A 19,574-nucleotide genomic window follows, 5' to 3' on the forward strand; every position below is an offset into this window, starting at 1 on the left:
GGATGTCATACACACCATTTTCCGAACGAATACTTCCTGAAAATGACTCTACTAAGAGCAGGCAAAATGATATCAAACAAAGTGACAAAGATAAGGCTAAGACCCGTCGCCGTATTGAGATCATCCATGAGCAAATAGCATTGGAAAAAGAGTATATGCTGCCTGATCATCAAGGAGATAACGATGTGGATCAATCTAAGTGATAATACCAATAAGGCAATCCATTGAGCGGGTTTGTTGAAGGCTTACTTCGGCCTGCAGAAGAGCTGCTTAGCGCGGCGATGTTTGGGTTAGCCATCACCATGATACTGATGATGCCCGAACTCTTTCTGATGCCCAGCATGCTTCGGATTTTAGTTATCATGGTACTTTTCGTTTGCTTGATGGTTAGACTGAAACAAGGGATGGATGTTCTTGCTTACCGCCAAGGGCTTCTCAAGCTGCCTTTCTGGTCAATGTCATCAACTGAGATCCCCGTTTATAAGAACAAGTTATTTCTTGGACGTGGTTTTCAAGTTTTTCCTCGTCATGTCCAACGGCTTTATGATTCTCGTCAGATCTGGGCAGAGCGCTTTGTTATTCCATCCAAACTCTATTATTTTGCACGAAAAATGGAAGCTAAATATGAAGATAAGTGGATAGAACGTTTTTGGGCGGGTAAGCGCGTGATCTTAAAAACGGGGTTATTATTTGGCATAGTAAATACGTTCTTAAAAGCCATCAACCCTGTACCTTTATTGCCACCGGTAGGTGGTGATAGCCGGATGCACGGTGTTGGTCTCGATGATGAAGTCGATTGTTTACTGGTCGCGTCAGCCAGAGCCGGTCATATGTTAGTACTCGGAACAACCGGTGTCGGAAAAACAAGATTAGCAGAGCTTATCGTTACACAAGATATTCGCCGAGGAGATGTTGTGTTAGTTTTTGACCCTAAGGGTGACGCCGACATGTTATTGCGAATGTATATTGAGTGTTTACGTTCAAATCGGCTTGATGAATTTTACGTTCTTCATCTTGGCTACCCTGATCAAAGTAGTCGTTACTCTCCTGTAGGCCGTTTTGGTCGCATTACCGAAGTGGCTACCCGGGTATCGGGACAACTAGAAGGGAGTGGAAACAGTGCGGCATTTAAACAGTTTGCTTGGCGATTTGTAAACATTATTGCTCGTGCATTAGATGCCTTAGGACGAAAACCAGATATGGCATCAATACAGCGTTACGTGACAGCGATAGATGAGCTATACGTCGATTATTGTCTTAAAAAACTACCCGATTATCATCCCAACGCTATTGAGCTTGTCACCGCACTAGAAAATCATGTAACGGATAAGAACACACCACGCCATCTCCAAGGGCGCAGTAAACGAGTTGTCGCGCTGGAAGCCTATTTTGGGGAATATCCTGCACCAGATGATGTTTTAGCCGGTCTTCGTAGCGCGATTCAATATGACAAAACCTATTTTGATAAGATTGTTGCCTCTTTGCTTCCTTTACTCGAAAAGTTAGGAACAGGGAAAGCTGCTGAGATCATCTCTCCTAAACACACACCAACTGATGAACGACCGGTCATTGATTGGAGAGAGGTGATCATGCAAGGCGGCGTCGTTTACGTTGGGCTTGATGCTCTGTCCGATACCACCGTTGCTGCTGCTTTTGGTAACAGTATGTTTGCTGATTTGTGCTCGCTTGCAGGCGAAATATATAAGTTTGGAAACGCGCCAGGTTTTTGTCACGTCAAACCTCGCAATATCATGATACATGCTGATGAGTTTAATGAGTTAATCGGTGATGAGTTCATTCCTATTCTAAATAAAGCACGCGGAGCAAAATTTGTCGTCACTGCCTACACACAAACAGAATCGGATATCGAGGCTCGCCTAGGCTCTGCAGCAAAAGCCGCTCAAACTAAGGGCAATTTTAATAGCTTAATATGCCTTCGTGTCCGAGAACAAAAAACTGCGCAAATACTGACATCTCGCATGGCCAATGTAACGATTAAAGAAGTGCTCCCTGATACAGGAGCTATCGATCAACCAGGAAGCGACACTGGTTTTCGTTCTTCTAATAAAGATATTTTGCAAAACAAAGAAGTATTGCTGGTTAACGATAGTGATATTACAAACCTCCCCATCGGGCAAGCTTATGCAGAATTAGAGGGGTCAAAAATCTGGAAGCTTCGGTTCCCACTACCAGATAACAAAGGAGATGAAGCCATTCCAAAGAACATTCAGAGTCTTGTCGATGGGATGATGGAAAAAACGGAATCCGTAATAAACACCAATGATTGGTTGCATGAAACAGAGCAGTTTAATGCTTGGATACATCAAGCAGAGGCGTCATTTGAGGACAATGAGAAAGCGGTGCTTTACGGTGCTTTTAATACCCTTGTATCTCATGAGACTAACACTTCTTCAAATCAACAAACCGCTTTACATTAATGAGAAGCGGCCATGGTGCAAAATAAACAAGATACTCAACCAAAGAAAACACCTACCCCGTTAAAATGGTACCAATGGCCATTCGCCGCAATTGGTCATCTTTTGGGTATTTGGTGTTTATTGATACTCTTTGAATGGACTGTATTTTTATGGGGCGCATCTGTCGGTGAACATGCTAAGGAGATCTTATTTACTCAATTAAGTCTAATGCAGAATGATTATCCCGGAATATTAAATCGTTTTCTACCTCATCTTGCTTGGATTATTGAACAATGTAACTCATTACTCGCACTAGAATTTCATGGTTTTTTCTCTGTATTAACCCCTTATTGGCATGGCGTCGTTTATGTCACACTAGCACTCCTTGCCCGTATCGCGTTACTCATTTATGCCTACCCACTTTTCATACTCGCTATGTTTCTAGGCATGTTTGATGGTTTAGTTGTTCGTCAAAGACGAACGGCCTTTGTCGCCCGGGAAACGGAAACTGTTCACTTTTACGTTAAAAAAACATTGCCATGGGTGGTAATGGGATCGGGATATCTATGGTTGTTCATTCCTGGCATTATCGCCGTTCCCCCTTCCCTACTTTTGTTACCTGGTGCGATACTAACCGGGCTATTGGTGCAGAACATGTTTGCCAGTTATAAGAAGTTTTTGTGATTTCTCATTTTTGTTCCGAAAGGAGGCTATTAGTATATCGTAACTCGAAATTGCCCCGGGACGTTTTAGAGTACATGTTTTTTACGATAGAAAATCGTTAATGCATTGCTTCAGATAGAAAAAAGCCCGCATATAGCGGGCTTTTTTCTCAATTTTCACGACAACACGATGGGTGCCGTTTCTCTTTGTATATAATATTAATGCCAATCTAAAAAAACGTCAATAGTTTCAAGTATAATTTACTAATTACCCACTACAGCATGACAAGATTAGGCAAAGTTCCTCTCAGCGACTATACCAGTCTACAGCATCATCGTTTTTATTGTATCTAAATAATTTAGATAGAAAAAAACCCGCATATAGCGGGCTTTTTTCTCAATTTTACGGCAACACGATGGGTACCGTTTCTCTTTGTGTTTTATAATAGCGCCAGTTCAATAAAACTTCAATAATGTTAGATATGATTAATTACTTATCCCAGCCTCGAGCTGATGCAGTACAAGACTTCTTCAAAACAACTTCAGATAAAGCTCTTCTTGGTTGTTATCGCTGGTGTCAGTCTACAGCATCATCTTTATTGTCGTCTTTAAATGATTTTGAAATCTGTCTGAGAAACTCACTTCACTTCTCTTTAAGCGATTATTATGGCACACATGATTGGTTAGGAATTGCGCTGCTCAATGGTGGAATTCATAGCTACTCTAATGTCTGGATAAATCCGGGACCCGCATCATCTCTTCTCAATCATGCACCTCATTCGATGGGCACCGGTTTAAAGAAAGATATAGTTAGGGCATACCTTTCCGCAAAAAACAAAACTCCTGATGGTGTGATCGCTGAATTAAGCTTTGGCTTTTGGGAGAAACTGCTACAGGGCTTGAGCCACTCATCACATGCATCAAATGGAAATGGTGATGTACTAATAAAAACGTTGGAAAAAGCTTTTCCTTACTATGAAATAGCAATGACTGCCCACTCAACCACTCCGACATATGGCCCTTGGAATCAGGCGCTAAGAGATAGATTAGTCAGCTTAATCAAGCAAATAAGAGGTGTTAGGAATCGAATAGGACATCATGATTCTATTCGTCAAATTCCAGAGTTTGATGAGCATGGTGTCAAAGGTTATGTACCAAGAAAACCTAGGCATACGATTAATAGTTTAACCTTGTTACTTCAACGATTGGTGATGATCGCTAGTTGGATAGAACCCTCCTTACTTCAAAAAGTAACAGATACTGATTACTGGCATAAACTTGCCAATCTTTTGTCTAAGGACGCATTAGGTGTTTACAGGTACAACGGAGGAGCTGGCGATTGCTACTTAAAGTCTATCGAATATAAAACGGTAGTGAGGAAAAACAAGTACAAAGATAGTAAATACAAGAAAATGAATGTTAGAAAACCAGATGAGTTCTTGTTTATAAAGAAAATGTATTTCTAGTTGCAAAAATTATGGGGGTTACATGAGAGCATATATATAGCCTTCAATTGTGTGATTCATAGACATCCTTTCAACTATACTGGATGTCTATGGACAGAGAAATTCAACAAAGACTACAGTGGGTAAAGATGTATGAGGAATCTGGTGATGCAGGCTTCGTATGTCGCCGTTGTGGTATTTCCAGACCAACATTACGGAAGTGGGCAAACCGATATAAGCAGGATGGAATTGCTGGTTTGGAAAGCCAAAGCAGGCGACCTCATTCTTCACCAGATAGCAAAATTACTAATGAATTGAGAGCATTGATCCTTGGAATGCGCGTGAAGCGTAATTTAGGGGCGAGACGCTTGCAAACAGAACTAATTCGGCTTCACCAAATACACCTAAGCACAGCAACTATCCATAAAGTACTATCAGCAGCTTCCGTGAAGCCGATAGTAACTTACCGACGCAAGAAAGACTTTCAAAGATACGAACGCCCTATTCCTGGTGATAGAGTCCAAATGGATACTTGCAAAATAGCGCCAGGGATCTTCCAGTGCACTGCCATTGAGCGCCGTTAGGAGAGGCACTAATCTCTTTAGAAATCATCATTTGCGTTTCTCCTTAAATAAAGTTCTTCAAATTTTCTCGCAGCGAAAGACCAGTCGGAAGTAGGCTCACCTTCGTGACCAGACACGAGTCTGTATCTGCATCGTTACAATGCAGCCTTCGCTTTCTCCGACTTCCTTTACCCGCATCGCTATCGGCCACAAAGGCTTTCCCATAGGGAGCGATACAGGCTTACCCTGTTCTGTATGTTACGTAAAATGTCAACTTAGATGCCCACTCTAGTGCGGAGAGTACTCTGATCACGAAAGGCCAATGTCCAACCTCTTTCCGACTCTCGGTGCCATTTTGGCCACAGCGTATTAACCACTTCCGCTGCTTCATCGTATAACGCACCTTTAATGGATTCACATACGTTCATCATATTGACTCCCTAGCACTCACCCGACCCGTGGTTATCAGGAGGATCGTCTTCTCACGATTTCGATCCCGATTGGTCTATAACCAATCTTCGTTACATTGTCAGACTCGCTACTTTATTCAGAGTCTTAGGCTCATCTGGTGATACAGATGGTTCACTCAGCAGTGAACAGCGCTTCATACGACTTCACGTCGCACGCCCCTTTCTTTGTTAGACCTTTGAGTCATTTATATCTTGTTACCCTGAGTTTGCCCTCGCCAAACTTATACGGTTGAACTAATAGAGTAGCATTCCTGTTATTAAGCGGCGTCGTGTAATCTAAATTCCCTTCTCATGACATAACTTATTGATTATCATTTGAATTATTATGAAAAAGGCTGCATTATTTAGGAATAAAAGACGGTAAATTGTCTAAGAGGTAATAATGAAAAAAGGCACAGATTTCGAGCTTCTAGTGAAGGCTATTTATGAGGAAATTCTGTCGTTAGATAGTATAGAAAACACTGTTATTGAACATGATCTCAAAATTTTGGGTAAGTCTGGTGTCTCACATCAAATAGATGTTTATTGGGAGTTTGTACGCGCTGGAATTACTCACCGAGTCGCAGTTGAGTGCAAAGATTACAAGGGTAAAGTGTCAATTGGCAAAATTCGAGATTTTAATGGTGCTCTGAATGATATCGGAAATGTAAATGGTATTTTCGTTACTAGCAGTGCTTACCAATCAGGGGCCATTAAGTATGCTAAGCATTGTGGTATTTCTTTAATGTGTGTAAGCGAGCCGTCTGAACATGATTTGAAAACAATTGATGGAGTTAGAACTCTGGTTGTAAATGGCAACGCACTCTGCATATCAAATATCCAAATGCAACCCTATCTAGATGCTGAATGGGTGTTAAATAATACGGACATTACCGAAGATACTTTGCTTACTTTTGATGGTATGACGGATGCTATGAAGGTAGTAGACAAAGATTATAACTTGCTAGGAACTATACTGGATTTCGAAAACAAGCTACCTAGAAAACCCGAAAATACGAAGCGCTTAAGCTATGAATATAATTTTGATGATGCGTATTTTCATGTTCCTGATTGTGGATTCCCACCGTTGAAACTTAAAAAGTTGAAGTTTGGCTATGACACTATTACTTATACGACAAGAAGTGAAACTTATTTTGAGCATATTGCACAAGCTATTATTAAAAATGTAGTGACTGGAGAGCATCACATTTATAATCACGGTGTCGAAGTTACTGAACGTAAATAACTATTAGTACGCATACAAGCAATTAAGCCTTCAAGGTACTTTTTCTGATCCAAGATTAGCACGCTAGAATCGTTACTCTAACGTGTTTTTGTCCAGAAGTGAGTCAGATTGGTGCTTGGTAACAAATTTTGATTGAACTACAACAGCTGGCATTTTCAAACACGAAAATGCCCCTTTCCTTGTTTCGATTGATTAAACACATACTTCACCAGAGCTTCATCTGATTTACTTTTTCTAATGTGACTATGTGACCAAATTTACTAATCCACTACACCTCGCTGTTCGAAGGACATTGTGCGGCCAAGTGTACTTTCTATGTACACGGTAGAAGTGGTATCTTTTCTTTAAATTTCAACTGGTTATGCATGCATGAGTTGCAGCTTGGCACATCAAATTATGCTATATGGAAAAATTCAGTATTTTTTGAGGGGACAGAAAAGTCTGGTGCTTAACTTACTGTTATTTTTGACAAAAAAGGCGTACCATTTACGTCATTTTGAATCTTACATACTATTGTATACAGTAGTGAACAGTAACCGTATTTCATTCTAGAGGTCTCCATGACAGATAATTTTAACCTGTACGAAGAAGTAAACAAAGCTGTTGAAAATGCCCTAAAAAGTCGAGGTGTTGCAAATATTATGCTCGCTGGAAAAACAGGCGTTGGCAAAAGTACTCTTCTAAATTCAGTGTTTCAAGGAAACTTTGCAGAAACGGGTCAAGGTCGACCAATAACAAAATCTACACGAAAGTTTACGAAAGAGGGTGTTCCCGTGAGTATCTATGATACTCGAGGACTAGAGATTAAGGATTATAAAGAAACCCTCAATGAACTTGAAAATCTAATAATTAAGTTGAACAGCTCAGACGATGCATTAGAGCATATTCATGCTTGTTGGCTATGTATTTCTGAGGGTGGAAGACGTATTGAAGAAGCTGAGATTGAGTTAGCAAATCTCCTATCACGACATAATATCCCTGTAATTGTTGTAATCACTAAAGCAATGTCAGATGACGGCTTTAGAAACAAAGCTATTGAGTTGATCCCTAGTGCTAGAAATCATGTTCGTGTGAATTCCATTCCGTTGAAGCTTGATGGTGGTATTAGTATTCCAGCTATTGGTTTGGATAACCTTGTAGCATTGACTATGGAGGTTATTCCTGATAGCCAAAAAAACGCATTTGCGGCGGCTCAAAAAGTTCTTTTAGATGCCAAAGTTTCAAGGTCGCATAAGGTCGTAGCTGGTAGTGCAGCATCAGCGGCTACTGCAGCAGCGGTTCCAGTTCCTTTTTCTGATTTTATAGCAATTATTCCTATTCAAATTGGAATGCTTGCAGGTATCAGTGCCAGCTTTGGTCTTAATCTTGATAAAGCTTTCATGGGGACTTTGGTCTCTGGAACGTTTTCAAGTGTTGCTGGCTCAATGGGAGGACGTGCTTTAGTTGGAAGTCTATTAAAAATGTTCCCAGGTATAGGTTCAGCAGGTGGTGCTGCTGTTTCAGCCACTGTTGCCTCTTCTGTAACTACTTTGTTTGGAGAAGCATATATTGCAACTTTATATGCACTATTAAAGGAAGATCCGACGAAAGACCTTTCTGCCGATGAAGTAACGAGAGCTTTTAAAAACAAGTTAAGTTCGTAACTATAACAAGCGTTTAAAGTTTCAAGACACTTATTCTAATCTATATCGAGCGCGTTAGACCTTAAACTCTAACGCGTTTCTGTCCAATTACGTGTTAAAAAAACACATTGTCTTAGATAAGGGAACGAAACAGCGAACATTTCACAACTCGTGAGATAAGAAAATATTGCCAGTAAATGCGGAATAAAGTTGTGAAGCATTATCCAAGGGTAATATTCTTACATTGCTTTAGAAACTCGAAAGCAGTCTCTTAGTAAATCTCGTTCCCCTTTATCTATTCCAGCCTGTTTGGCCAGTTCTTCCCACTTTGAAACCGAATTAACCATTTTTTGGTAAATACGTTCAGCTTCCTGAGCACCTAGTTGAAAGTATTCAGCAACCTCAAAAGCTAATTCAACCTCAAGGGCATTACTCATATCATCAATGTTCAGATGTAAACCTGTCGCATGTGGTGTTGGGTTTATGTCATACGCTGGAGATAACCGCCATCCGGAGTTGTCAAAAATGAATCCATGATTTCGTAAGTGATCATCACTATTGGAAACCATAATATTGAATAGCATTCGCGTCCAAAGCTGCTTTAAATCTTCTTGTGTGTTTGAACCACTTCTAATTAAAAATTCCGCGAGTTCTAAATAGCTTGCCCCATCATCATTACCGTCAAAGTACTCCAATTGCGTCATAGCAGAAGTAAAATGAAGCCTCTTGCCATCATCTGTACGATCGAATCTCTTGGTAAGAAAGATATGATGATGCGCTCCAATGGCTTTCACCTTAGATTCAGCCATACTAATACCAACATCAACCGCTATTTGGTAAACAATATACTCCCATAGCCCTATGTCATAATCATCATAACGGCTTGGAAATTTGGCCAACCAGAGAGTGTTATCAACATCCCTAACGGAGGCTTTAGGACGTGCACCTCCTAGTGAGGAACCTGGAGATACAAGCATATTTAACCACTTAAGATAATCTGGATTATCAAAGTCTGGTTTATCTTCCACCCCATTAGCTGCTTGCTGTAACTCAGGCAACGATGTTATTGCAGGTGCGACCAAACTTTCATTATCATCAAGAAAAGGACCGTCATGCGAGGTACAAAAACGCAAAGCACCCATCCGAAACGAGTCATGTACTCCCAGTAAATAATTTGCCTCAAATAGTTTGTTTACTCTGCGTTTTTCGTGACGAGCTATCACCGCTTCTCGACGTTGCATTAACAATCGACCCCAGCGATCAGGACATGAGTCAAGAAAGACTTTAAAATTCCTGTCATCTTCTGCGTGCTGCTCTCCTAGATACAACTGAAGTGTTGAATCAATTTGAGTCACGAACTTGGAAACTAACCATCCCTTATCATAGTTGAAGCTAAAATGCTCCTTACCACGCATCACGGAAGAGCGTAAAGTACCTACGAAAAAAGGTTTTCCTATATCAGCCCAATCAGCATATACGTAGATTTCCATATACGGTTAGTCCTATCCTTTTCTTTTCAATAATTCTATGTCTTGAAGTTTCCTACCAAGCTCATCATCAAGTGCAACCTTACCTAAGTCCTCTAATAAGCCAAGAACAGCAAGCACATTAACATAGTGACCTATAGACACGGACGGATCTCCCTTAACTATCTTTCGCAATGTGGGCTTAGAGATACCGGTCCTCTTATGCATCATATCTTGACTTATTCTGCGACGTTTCATTGCCAATGCTATATTTTCACCTAAGTAGTGTAACGTTTCCATATTTTTAGGAAACACTACTGCCCCACGTCTCGCCTGAATGTTATCACTAGTCATAATGAAACTTTGCTATCATTTTTATACAATAAATGAAAGTATAGTTTCACTAATTATATCTTGTCAAAGTAATTCTTAACAAATTGAGAATAGGGGACACTCAATAGTAAAAGTGAAACTATACATTCACAACAACGATAAATAGTGAAAGCATAGTTTCATTTTTTCGTTAAATCATATAGCACTTGAACACTAGAGAAGAATAGAAAAGTTTGGAAGGAATTTAAGCCAACGGTAGAATTAGCGCAAAACAAAGTCCCCGTAAGGATATCATCATTTTCACCAAAAGTGTGAAACAGAAATATTTTATTTTGGGGTATCCTAAATAAGATTTTCTACCCCTCTTTTTGCTAGCGTATTTTCCTATGTTTAACGACTGGAAGATATTCAATGCGATACCTCATCTCAACTCTGTTGTCACTATTGATAACCGCACCGGCTTTCGCCAGCGTTGAAAGTGAACGTGACGAACTGATCCTCATTCAAGCCCATATCGACAAACTAAACTACCTAATTCGCCGTGCTGAGCGTGAAGCTGATTATCGTATTACCCGCCACTTTAATTATTCAGCCTTACGAGCCGATCTTCGTGATATTCAATCCGGCATTGATGTTTATTTAAATCCAGAGCGTTTAGAGCCACGTCCAATAACACCCATAGGTGGTGACTACATAACGGTACCAACTTATGAATGAAGATTTGCAAGCAGACAAAGCGATTGCCGCCTTTGGTCATGCCGCTGGTTTTTCGGTTAACAACCTTAGTCTCTCACTTGCCGGACTTTCTATCGCGAGCCTTCTAATGTGGGTCATTTGGGTATGGTGGAGTGGCTTTAAAGGTATGAAAAACAAAAAAGTCTCTAAAGAGGCCTTCCGTCGAATGGTATTCCGCTCTTTATTCATATTTGTCCTTTTCCAATTTTATCTGTTATTCGGGGTAACGTCATGAAAATCAATCCATGTTTCTGGACCTTAGCAATCCCTTATTCAGCCATTGCTAAAATCCCTACCAATCAAAACCCGACACAAGGAGACAGCAAAAATATTTTAGAAATGGTGTTTTATTACGCGTACGACATTTTGCTTTACGGGGGATCCATTTTTATCGCCTTTGCGGTGATCTACTATCTTGGGCACATGTGGGACTTGTACAGCAAAACCCGGGAAAAACAGGCCACAAAAAAAGATTTGTTAACAGATGGTGTAATTGGGGCAGTACTGATTTTACTCACTATCTGGGCTCTAAACTACGGCTTAGGCATCCTAGGAGGCATCAAATGAAAAATGCCGCCACCTTAAATGTCATGCCGCCGTTTTATAAAGGCTTATCCATGGGAGAGCTTGGCGTTCTAACCACCATTAATACGGTATTGATGAGTATCGTGGGCATTGGTTTATTCATGTTCACAGGCTATTGGCTCGCATTTGTATCTTCTCTCATGATAGGGCTAATCAGTGTTCTCCTGCTTCCTAAAGCCTTAATTAGAGTACTCACCCGCACAAAATCAGCCCATTGTCAGCACTACTTCCAAAAACATTTCGACCGTTGGTATCGAAATGCAAATTATCACATCTCTTCGCGTCGTTTCGCTACGCGAAGAAGTAACGTGTAGAGGGAAAATTCAATGCGTGATCCTGTATCGAACATAGCTGAAAACACACCACCACAAACGTTTGAAATAGTACCAAGTCATGGGAAGCCGGTGATCTTACTCAATGGTTGGTTGCGGGCGTGGGCTGAATTTGAAAATCATTGGCAAACAGAGAGTTTACCCTTTGTCGGTACCACAAAAACCACCAATGTACGGCAAGAAATATTTGAAGCCACCGATGGGAGTTGGCTCATCACCGAAACGATTGTTGATGCAAATACCGTTAACCGCTCTACCCCATCACACCGTACATGCAGAACTTGGCACTTCAAAACAAAAAAGGACATAAAGCCTGTCTTTGTTCATCGTCAGTATGTAGAGAAACTGCTCGCTTCGATCGACATACCTTATTCAATTGTCATTGGAGGAGCACATGAGTGATCTCTTTTTGCCCTTAAAAGAACAAACTTTTGAGCGGGTTTTATTACCTCAAGCAGATCACAACGGTCGAGATGTCGTTTTCAATGGTGTTTTGTTAGCCGAGTATGAAAACGACATCTGTCAGTACCAGCTATATCACACGGATAGCTCGAACCCAGCTGAACAGTTGGTCGGCACTAAGTCTCTGCGAGAAAGCCGTCGTGTTGAAGCGGTCATTATGAGTATCAATGAAACCGACACCATGATGGCGTTTTTCACGGCGACGGCACTGCATACGTTATTTCGTCAATGCCACTTCCCAGGGTTTCAATGTATCGGTGACGTGCTGGATGCTAAGGAACATTGCTCATGAAGAGACTAAACGTCAAAAAAAGCCCGTTTCGTAGTGCATTAGCAGGACGAGACGCGCACATTCGTTCACTTCGTATTGCTTTGGTTTGTGTAACCAGCATTGCCTTATATTCACTGTGGGGATGGAAACAAGCGGGGGCCGACTTCACTGTCCATAATCCTCCTGATATGAGCGCTGGAGTCACCCGTTCATGGTGGGAAATACCGAAACCAAATGTTTATGATTTTGCCATCAGCATCTTCACTCAAATCAATCGCTGGGTAGCCAACGGAAGTGAAGACTACAAGCAAAACCTGCATCTTTATAGTTATTACCTAACGCCTCAATGTCGTCAGATACTAGAGCAAGATTATCAGTTGAAAAGAAGCCGAGGGGAATTATCAGGACGTGAACGTAGTTTGTCTCAAATACCAGGTTACGGATATGACGATTGGCGCGTCAAAATTCATAACCGTGATAACTGGACTGTCTATGCAGATTTAGAGCTCAAAGAGTATGTAGGTAGTGTCCCCGTAAAAAATAACATCATTCGTTGGCCACTTAAAATTGTGCGCTATGACATTGATCGTAACAACAATCCATGGGGATTAGCGATCGACTGTTTTGATGGTCCAGCACGGGAAATTCAGTTTGAAAAACAGGAGCCGCAGTAATGAAGTCACAACCGTTCATCACGTTATTGTGTGTTATAGGTCTAACACTCATGAGTTTGCAAAGCAAAGCATCCGCAACACCAAGGGCCATGACTTGGGAAGGTATACCTCTTCAGATAACACTCACCCCAGGAAAAGAAACTGTCTTGTATTTTGATGATGATGTTCGTGTCGCCATGCCGGCTTATCTAACGTCGACACTCTCCGCCTCATCACTTTCAGGTCGTGTCTATCTAACCTCTAATGATCAGTTTGACACCACGCGACTTCATATTGAACGGCTAAGTGATGGCTTACGTTTATTGCTTGATGTTAACGCAACAAATAACCATCAAGCATCCTCAAAAATTGATATTCACATACCCTCTTTAAGAGATAACACTCCAAACCAGCCGACAGCAATAGAGCAGACTAAAGCGCATATCGAAAAACTAAAAATGCCTTCTCAAGCCCTGCTTATCCGTTATGCCATGCAAAACCTTTACAGCCCAAGTCATGCTATTGAACCATTACCGGGAGTTCATCGCTCTGCTATGGGACTGCCACAAGATATTCAAGAAAGTACTTTTTCATTCTGGCGAGTAACCGCTCGTCCGATAGCCTCTTGGCAACTAGGCGATCATGTGGTTACCGCGATACGGCTAAACAATTTGCGGTCACAACAACTACTACTCGATCCACGTCAGGTCACATTAGGAGGAAGCTGCCTGATTTCTTCTTGTCAGGTAAGTTTCTCCTATCCAGAACTCGGCTCTTTTGGGTCAAAAACCGAGAGTTCAACCGCTTTTATCGTCACTCCGGGACCACTCAAAAACCATTTACTTCCTGTGCCTTCAGTAAGGAGGTTTTAAATGAATAAGCGCAACCGTTTCTTAATTTTGCTTGGTGGTCTAGCACTCATATCATGTGTTGTGCTTATGGTGAATGTCGTGAAAGAAAATCGTATCGAAAATGCAGAAACAGGCGTTAATAATACCGATCCGATCATCATCAATACTGACGACCCCAACAATGCGCTAGGTCGTATAGGCGACACACCCGAAGATACGCTACGCACTCTAGCGGCCAATCTTAGTCAAAACGAGAAAGACAAAAATGAACTGGTCCAGGAATTAGAAAACACGAAACAAACACTTATTGTGCAAAAACACGAGAGTGAACGACAAATTGATGCGTTAACCCAAAGGTTGAATGAGGGCTTATCGGGATTGGAAGCCAAAATACAACGCGATTGGATTGAGTTACAGAACCGTCAGGCTCCCATAAAAAAACAAACACATTGGGAAGAACTTGGAATCGACAGTTCTATCGACGGTTATCCATCAAATGACAGCGAGTTAACCATTGGATCTGGGCTACAACAAAACCAACATGCTCTTATATGGATAGAGCCGTTCGATGCCACAAAAGACGAAAGTGGAAAGTGGATGACTCCCGCACTAGTGACTACAACCAATCAAACCCATCCCCCCATTTCTGACATCGATGATAAAGCATTCGATGCAACTCAAAGAGCAGGGAGCCCTGTCTACAGTCTACATCGTGGCAGTGTCCTTTCTAATGCGGTGTCATTAACCGCACTGATGGGACGAATACCAATCAACGGAATGGTCACCAGTCCTTATCCCTATTCGATGGTAGTAGGCGCAGATAATTTATTGGCCAACGGTTTTACATTACCAGATCTTCAAGGCGCCATTGTTACCGGCACGGTGACCGGAGATTGGAGTCTATCCTGTGTACGTGGCGTCGTAGAATCTATCGATTTCATCCGTACTGACGGGACGATTTTATCTTACCCTCAAGAGCAAACGTCTCTTTCGAGCAATTTTGATGGCGAGAATGTGAAAACAGATGATTTGGGGTTTCTTGCCGATCCTAATGGCAATCCTTGTCTTTCTGGCATTAAGATCTCTAATGCTCCTCAATACTTAACCACTCAAGGGTTGCTGGATGCAGCTCAGGCGGCAGCAAATGCCGTCGCCATCTCGCAAAAAACCATCAGTGTTGAAGGAAATACCACGACCTCTTCCATAACCAAAGATGCCACAACAAACGCCATTGCAGAGGCCGGTGCTGCGACCGCCTCTACCGTATCTGACTATATAAGACAACGTATGGGCTCTACGTTTGACATTGTGTATGTTCAACCTGGCATCAAAGCCGCCATTCACTTAAGAAAACCTGTCACGCTGTCCATCCCCGATTCCCCTACTCGGGTTCGTTATGTTCAATCGTCCCAAGGAGCAGCCTATGTTTTACCTTAAATTCATAATGATGATGAGCATCTTATTAACATTAACAGCATGCTCTACATCTCAAGACAACACCTTGCCAACCCCTAGCACGAATGTCGAACAGGTATGGCAACAGCAAATGAATGGCCCCAAGAGAATAGATACATTGTCTGGCGAACTGAAAAGACCGCTTAATGCCAAAACACTGGCAAAGCGACAAGGGGACTACACTCGTGATGCATGGCGGGAAACCATAAATCAATTTCCCCGTCTACCCAATCCTGACATCGTGATGTATGTCATGCCACATCGAGTTGGTAATCTTCCTGTTCCGGGTTACAGCACCGTATTTCCCTTATATGAACGGGTTCATTACGCCACTCCAGCCGATGCTCGTGCTAACTTACCAAGGGAGGCATGGTAAATGTTCTCTCATGCGACTCAGTCAATAAAAAGCTTCCTCAACTATGGAAAAGCGTTGGAAAGCCCGCCTATGGATTACAGTGTACCGCCTTCATTTGCCGCTCGTCTTCCCTGGATCGAAGTCGGTGAAAAAGGGCTGGTTCAATTAGAAGATGGGCTTTCATATGGCACCTTTTTTGAGATCACACCTGTTCCAACCGAAGATAAGACCAATGACCAGCTCTCCAATATCGTCCGCAATATCAGCCATACATTAACCTCGCTGTGTGACGAAGATAACCCTTGGGTCATACAGCTCTACGCTCGTGATATTGATAACTTCGGCAATATCACGGAAGCGCTCTGGGAAAAAGCACGAGTACAGGATGATTTCACTCGTGCTGTATTAGAAGAAGATCAGCGTCATTTTGAACTGATTGGAAGAGAGCAAGGTATTTTCGATGTAGACAGCCGAGCGTGGCGAGCAAGAGAAAGACAAGTAAGGCTCGCGATTTATCGCTGGTTACCGGAAAACAGCAGTGAAAAAGACATTAAAAAAAATTTCTCAACATTAAAAAGCCTTCGACGGCGTCTTCTCTCTCCAACCGCATTTATCGACCAAGGCATCGGTATAAAGCCTTGTAGCGCTGAAAAAGTGTTCAGCTGGTTAAGTCCGTTTTTTAACCCCTCCGGCTTGAAAGGGGAAACATTTCGATATCGGCGTCCCAGAACAGCTGTAGATCAAGATTTCTCAGAACGACTACTAAGAAGTGGGGTGCGCAGTGATGTAGAAAATGGTCTGTGGTGGTTTGAAGGAAGTCAGCCTATTGCCAATCGGGTGATGGAACTCGATACATGGGACAGCGAAGAGATCATAGCCGGTGCCGTCTTTGGCGAAGTGGCTCTTGAAGGAGATAAACGTCCACAAAGCGTGGTTTTCGATGACTTACCCCCTGGTACTATGATGGCGATGACTCTGGTGCCACAGAGTAAAACTCAAGCGCGGGAGCGTCTTAAACATATAAGCAAGTCCGCTGTCGGAGAAGAAACTGAGTTAGAGCTTATTCGTCAAAACTGCGAGGAATTTGATACACATCTTGAGAAATCGCCACTATGGCGAGGTCAACTTGCCTTTTATCTTCAAGCAGAAAGTATCGACGCAATAGAAGAGCAAACCGATAGCCTTCGCGCCACATTTAATGCCGCCAATTTATCGCTTCGCTTTATTAAAAACAACGATCAAGAATCCCCTCTCGACAGTTTTCTACGGTGGCTTCCAATGAATTACCACCCAGAGCACGATCCTAAATATTGGTATTGTGGCTGGGTATGGCTTCAGGACATGCTGGCGCTTTCTCCACTCTTTGGAAGAGGAACCGGCACAGACAATCACACCTTCAACTACTTCAATCGAGGAGGAGAATTATTTGGTTTCGATCCGCTCGATGATCATTTATCAAATGCTCACCTAAATCTATTTGGTCCTTCTGGTTCAGGAAAATCCGCAACACTGGTCGGTATGTGTTTGCGTCTACTGGCAATTCATCGCCCTCGCCTTTTTATCATTGAAGCAGGGAATAGTTTTGGCTTGCTCGGGGAGTATTGCGAACGTTTTGGACTCAGTGTGAATCACATCAGTGTCAATGGTCGTTCTAAAGGTGTGATGGCCCCCTTTGCTGATGCGAAATACTTAATTGGTCAGAACATTCCGCACATCACTTGTGATAAAGCATTAGATATAGAACACCTTAATGATAACGATAGCGAAGAGGATGAAGAGCGCGATATTCTAGGGGAGCTGGAAATTATGGCTCGCTTAATGATCACCGGTGGCGAGAAGCTAGAATTACAAGAATACCGCCGTGCTGATTCTGCCATGGTACGGGATGCCATAAAAGAAGCGGCTGAACGCTGTCATCGTTCCAAATGCCAAGTCCGCCCGACACATATCAAAGAAGTACTATTCGATTTCAGTCGTGATAACTCTCGCCCTGAAGCAAGAAAAGAAAGAGCACGTTTGATGGGAGAAGCCATGAGCTTTTTCTGTGACGGTTTGGAAGGGCAAATCTTTGATCAAGAAGCAGAGAACTGGCGTGAATCGGATGTCACTATTATTGACCTAGGGATCTATGCCAAAACCGGCTATGAAGCTCAAATGGCCGCGGCATATATTTCACTGATCAATCGCATCAATGGTATTGCAGAGCGCGATCAATACACTGGCCGCCCGATTGTCGCAATAACCGACGAGTCCCATCTTATTGTCACCAATGAACTGCTTGCTCCATATGCAGTAAAAATCGTCAAAATGTGGCGAAAACTTCTCGCCTGGTTTTGGTTGGCCACTCAAGACTTAGCCGATTTCCCCTCCATTGCCCGAAAAATGCTGAATAACGCTGAATGGTGGGTGATGCTCAATATGCCCGAAGATGAAATTACCAATTTAGAAGCATTTAAGAAACTCAAACCCGCAGAAAAAGAACTGATCCGCTCGATGGGTGCCGAGGATGGAAAATATAAAGAAGGGGTTGTTACCGGCCAAAATGAAACCCTATTACAACGATTTCGAGTGGTTCCTCCTGCCCTGTACCTTGCGTTAGGAGAAACTGACGGAAAGTCAAAGAAAAAACGCAAACAACTCATGGATCAGCACAATATTAGTGAACTTGATGCCGCCCTCTTAAAGGCTCGCCAAATTGAGCAAGCACGCCGAGATTATCAGGGGGAAACTTGAAAATATCATTTTTCATAACAGCGACTTTATTGCTCTGCAGCACGATGTCATCTGCGAAAATCTCAACAATGGATGTCATCGCCAGCAGCAATTGTCCACAATGTTTAGATTACATGATCATTGGCACATGTGTTTGGATGACCTGTACTCCTTTCGGTTGTAGTACATCGACATCCGTGAAAGTGAAGCATCGTTTACCCGATACTGTCGTTATGAGCTACCCCGAAACCGGAAATGCCCCTTGGCAGGATACCGCTTGGATGTCCCCTGAAAATAAATATTCCAAAGGTGGAGGGAAAAGCCATCGACGCAGTGTTCAAGGGTTAGATCGTACATCATTAACATTTCAAAATGTGGACGTCATTGGCCATCCAGGTGCAAGTAGTGTTTATGAGCTCCTCTCTGGCTTCGGATATTTTATAAAAAGTCCCGCAACCGCCTTTATGCCCTACTATCTTTCTAGCCTTGATCCGTTGGGATGGCGCTACAACATTCCTGATGCATTCACACTAAACAGCCTAAATCCATTTGGCCAAAAGCTGGGTAATTTCGGTTCAGTTTACCCGAGAGGAGGCTTTGCTTTGCAAAAACACCCTTTCAAATCAGCGGCTCTTGCTGCATTTAAAGCAGAGCACTTGATCACCAGACAAGGGGAAAGCCGCGTATACCAACCGTTAGCGGCAACCTATCGTCCCGGCTTTTGGCCGCCTAAACCTGTATCGGCCTCCGTTGATAACCATGAAACCAAATTTCAGCAACTGTATCCGAATATAGAGATGAACGCTTATATTTGGCCACAATTTAATGACAGACTGAGTATGTCAGATCCCTACGCAAAACAGATCTCAGACGATGGTCAATATGTCTGGGCAGTATGGCGCATGTACAAAGGATGCAAACGTCGTGGCAGTCAACTCATTGCTCACTTTGGAGACTAAT

General features: G+C 42.4%; 21 protein-coding genes and 1 pseudogene. 19 read left to right on the forward strand and 3 right to left on the reverse strand.

Going from position 1 to position 19,574, the window contains the following annotated elements; translation table 11 throughout:
- Positions 1–2: 2 nt before the first annotated feature.
- The 5 genes and pseudogenes from CHJ_RS23325 to CHJ_RS23345 form a co-directional block, all read left to right on the forward strand.
- On the forward strand, positions 3–203 hold the full coding sequence (locus CHJ_RS23325) for a hypothetical protein (RefSeq protein ID WP_317919285.1): 201 nt from the start codon (positions 3–5) through the stop codon (positions 201–203).
- A 21-nt stretch (positions 204–224) separates the two neighbouring features.
- Positions 225–2,438 carry a type IV conjugative transfer system coupling protein TraD gene (traD, locus tag CHJ_RS23330; protein ID WP_317919286.1) on the forward strand — a complete coding sequence of 738 codons (2,214 nt, stop codon included), beginning with the start codon at positions 225–227 and terminating at the stop codon, positions 2,436–2,438.
- Positions 2,439–2,450: 12 nt separating this feature from the next.
- Positions 2,451–3,101: a DUF4400 domain-containing protein gene (locus tag CHJ_RS23335; RefSeq protein ID WP_317919287.1), complete on the forward strand. Its 651-nt coding sequence runs from the start codon at positions 2,451–2,453 to the stop codon at positions 3,099–3,101.
- 451 nt (positions 3,102–3,552) lie between these two features.
- Entirely contained in the window at positions 3,553–4,545 is a 993-nt protein-coding gene (locus tag CHJ_RS23340; protein WP_317919288.1) for a hypothetical protein, read from the forward strand.
- A gap of 89 nt (positions 4,546–4,634) precedes the next feature.
- A pseudogene (locus CHJ_RS23345) lies at positions 4,635–5,099 on the forward strand (helix-turn-helix domain-containing protein); the annotation flags it as partial.
- Positions 5,100–5,362: 263 nt separating this feature from the next.
- Here the strand turns inward: CHJ_RS23345 and CHJ_RS23350 are convergent.
- Positions 5,363–5,518, reverse strand: coding sequence for a hypothetical protein (locus CHJ_RS23350; RefSeq protein WP_317919289.1), 156 nt, complete (start codon positions 5,516–5,518; stop codon positions 5,363–5,365).
- Positions 5,519–5,939: 421 nt separating this feature from the next.
- On the opposite strand from CHJ_RS23350, the gene CHJ_RS23355 reads away from it, so the two are divergent.
- Complete coding sequence (locus CHJ_RS23355; protein ID WP_317919290.1) at positions 5,940–6,782, forward strand: restriction endonuclease; 843 nt, start codon at positions 5,940–5,942, stop codon at positions 6,780–6,782.
- A 560-nt stretch (positions 6,783–7,342) separates the two neighbouring features.
- Positions 7,343–8,425, forward strand: a complete 1,083-nt coding sequence (locus tag CHJ_RS23360) for a YcjF family protein (protein ID WP_317919291.1) — start codon at positions 7,343–7,345, stop codon at positions 8,423–8,425.
- Between the two features lie 218 nt (positions 8,426–8,643).
- Here CHJ_RS23360 and CHJ_RS23365 read toward each other — a convergent pair whose 3' ends face one another.
- Positions 8,644–9,894 carry a type II toxin-antitoxin system HipA family toxin gene (locus CHJ_RS23365; protein ID WP_317919292.1) on the reverse strand — a complete coding sequence of 417 codons (1,251 nt, stop codon included), beginning with the start codon at positions 9,892–9,894 and terminating at the stop codon, positions 8,644–8,646.
- A gap of 12 nt (positions 9,895–9,906) precedes the next feature.
- On the reverse strand, positions 9,907–10,170 hold the full coding sequence (locus CHJ_RS23370; RefSeq protein WP_411861595.1) for a helix-turn-helix domain-containing protein: 264 nt from the start codon (positions 10,168–10,170) through the stop codon (positions 9,907–9,909).
- A 444-nt stretch (positions 10,171–10,614) separates the two neighbouring features.
- Here CHJ_RS23370 and CHJ_RS23375 point away from each other — a divergent pair, with 444 nt between their 5' ends.
- The 12 genes from CHJ_RS23375 (at position 10,615) to CHJ_RS23430 (ending at position 19,573) form a co-directional block, all read left to right on the forward strand.
- A complete protein-coding gene (locus CHJ_RS23375) occupies positions 10,615–10,920 on the forward strand; it encodes an RAQPRD family integrative conjugative element protein (RefSeq protein WP_317919294.1) in 306 nt (101 codons plus the stop codon).
- Positions 10,913–11,173 (forward strand): TIGR03758 family integrating conjugative element protein, encoded by a 261-nt coding sequence (locus CHJ_RS23380; RefSeq protein ID WP_317919295.1) that lies wholly within the window; start codon positions 10,913–10,915, stop codon positions 11,171–11,173. The genes CHJ_RS23375 and CHJ_RS23380 overlap by 8 nt, the downstream gene beginning before the upstream one ends.
- On the forward strand, positions 11,170–11,505 hold the full coding sequence (locus tag CHJ_RS23385) for a TIGR03745 family integrating conjugative element membrane protein (protein ID WP_317919296.1): 336 nt from the start codon (positions 11,170–11,172) through the stop codon (positions 11,503–11,505). The genes CHJ_RS23380 and CHJ_RS23385 overlap by 4 nt, the downstream gene beginning before the upstream one ends.
- Positions 11,502–11,837: a DUF3487 family protein gene (locus tag CHJ_RS23390; RefSeq protein WP_317919297.1), complete on the forward strand. Its 336-nt coding sequence runs from the start codon at positions 11,502–11,504 to the stop codon at positions 11,835–11,837. The genes CHJ_RS23385 and CHJ_RS23390 overlap by 4 nt, the downstream gene beginning before the upstream one ends.
- 12 nt (positions 11,838–11,849) lie before the next feature.
- Positions 11,850–12,257, forward strand: coding sequence for a hypothetical protein (locus tag CHJ_RS23395; RefSeq protein ID WP_317919298.1), 408 nt, complete (start codon positions 11,850–11,852; stop codon positions 12,255–12,257).
- Positions 12,250–12,609 carry a hypothetical protein gene (locus tag CHJ_RS23400; protein ID WP_317919299.1) on the forward strand — a complete coding sequence of 120 codons (360 nt, stop codon included), beginning with the start codon at positions 12,250–12,252 and terminating at the stop codon, positions 12,607–12,609. Before CHJ_RS23395 ends, CHJ_RS23400 begins: the two co-directional genes overlap by 8 nt.
- Positions 12,606–13,262 (forward strand): PFL_4703 family integrating conjugative element protein, encoded by a 657-nt coding sequence (locus tag CHJ_RS23405; RefSeq protein WP_317919300.1) that lies wholly within the window; start codon positions 12,606–12,608, stop codon positions 13,260–13,262. Before CHJ_RS23400 ends, CHJ_RS23405 begins: the two co-directional genes overlap by 4 nt.
- Positions 13,262–14,113 (forward strand): TIGR03749 family integrating conjugative element protein, encoded by an 852-nt coding sequence (locus CHJ_RS23410; RefSeq protein ID WP_317919301.1) that lies wholly within the window; start codon positions 13,262–13,264, stop codon positions 14,111–14,113. The genes CHJ_RS23405 and CHJ_RS23410 overlap by 1 nt, the downstream gene beginning before the upstream one ends.
- On the forward strand, positions 14,114–15,529 hold the full coding sequence (locus tag CHJ_RS23415; RefSeq protein WP_317919302.1) for a TIGR03752 family integrating conjugative element protein: 1,416 nt from the start codon (positions 14,114–14,116) through the stop codon (positions 15,527–15,529).
- Entirely contained in the window at positions 15,516–15,923 is a 408-nt protein-coding gene (locus CHJ_RS23420) for a TIGR03751 family conjugal transfer lipoprotein (protein ID WP_317919303.1), read from the forward strand. Before CHJ_RS23415 ends, CHJ_RS23420 begins: the two co-directional genes overlap by 14 nt.
- A gap of 69 nt (positions 15,924–15,992) precedes the next feature.
- On the forward strand, positions 15,993–18,635 hold the full coding sequence (locus CHJ_RS23425; protein WP_317919304.1) for a conjugative transfer ATPase: 2,643 nt from the start codon (positions 15,993–15,995) through the stop codon (positions 18,633–18,635).
- A 44-nt stretch (positions 18,636–18,679) separates the two neighbouring features.
- Positions 18,680–19,573: a TIGR03756 family integrating conjugative element protein gene (locus CHJ_RS23430; RefSeq protein ID WP_317919305.1), complete on the forward strand. Its 894-nt coding sequence runs from the start codon at positions 18,680–18,682 to the stop codon at positions 19,571–19,573.
- Position 19,574 lies beyond the last annotated feature (1 nt).

Source organism: Vibrio sp. MACH09 (genome assembly GCF_033238805.1).
Taxonomy (GTDB): domain Bacteria; phylum Pseudomonadota; class Gammaproteobacteria; order Enterobacterales; family Vibrionaceae; genus Vibrio.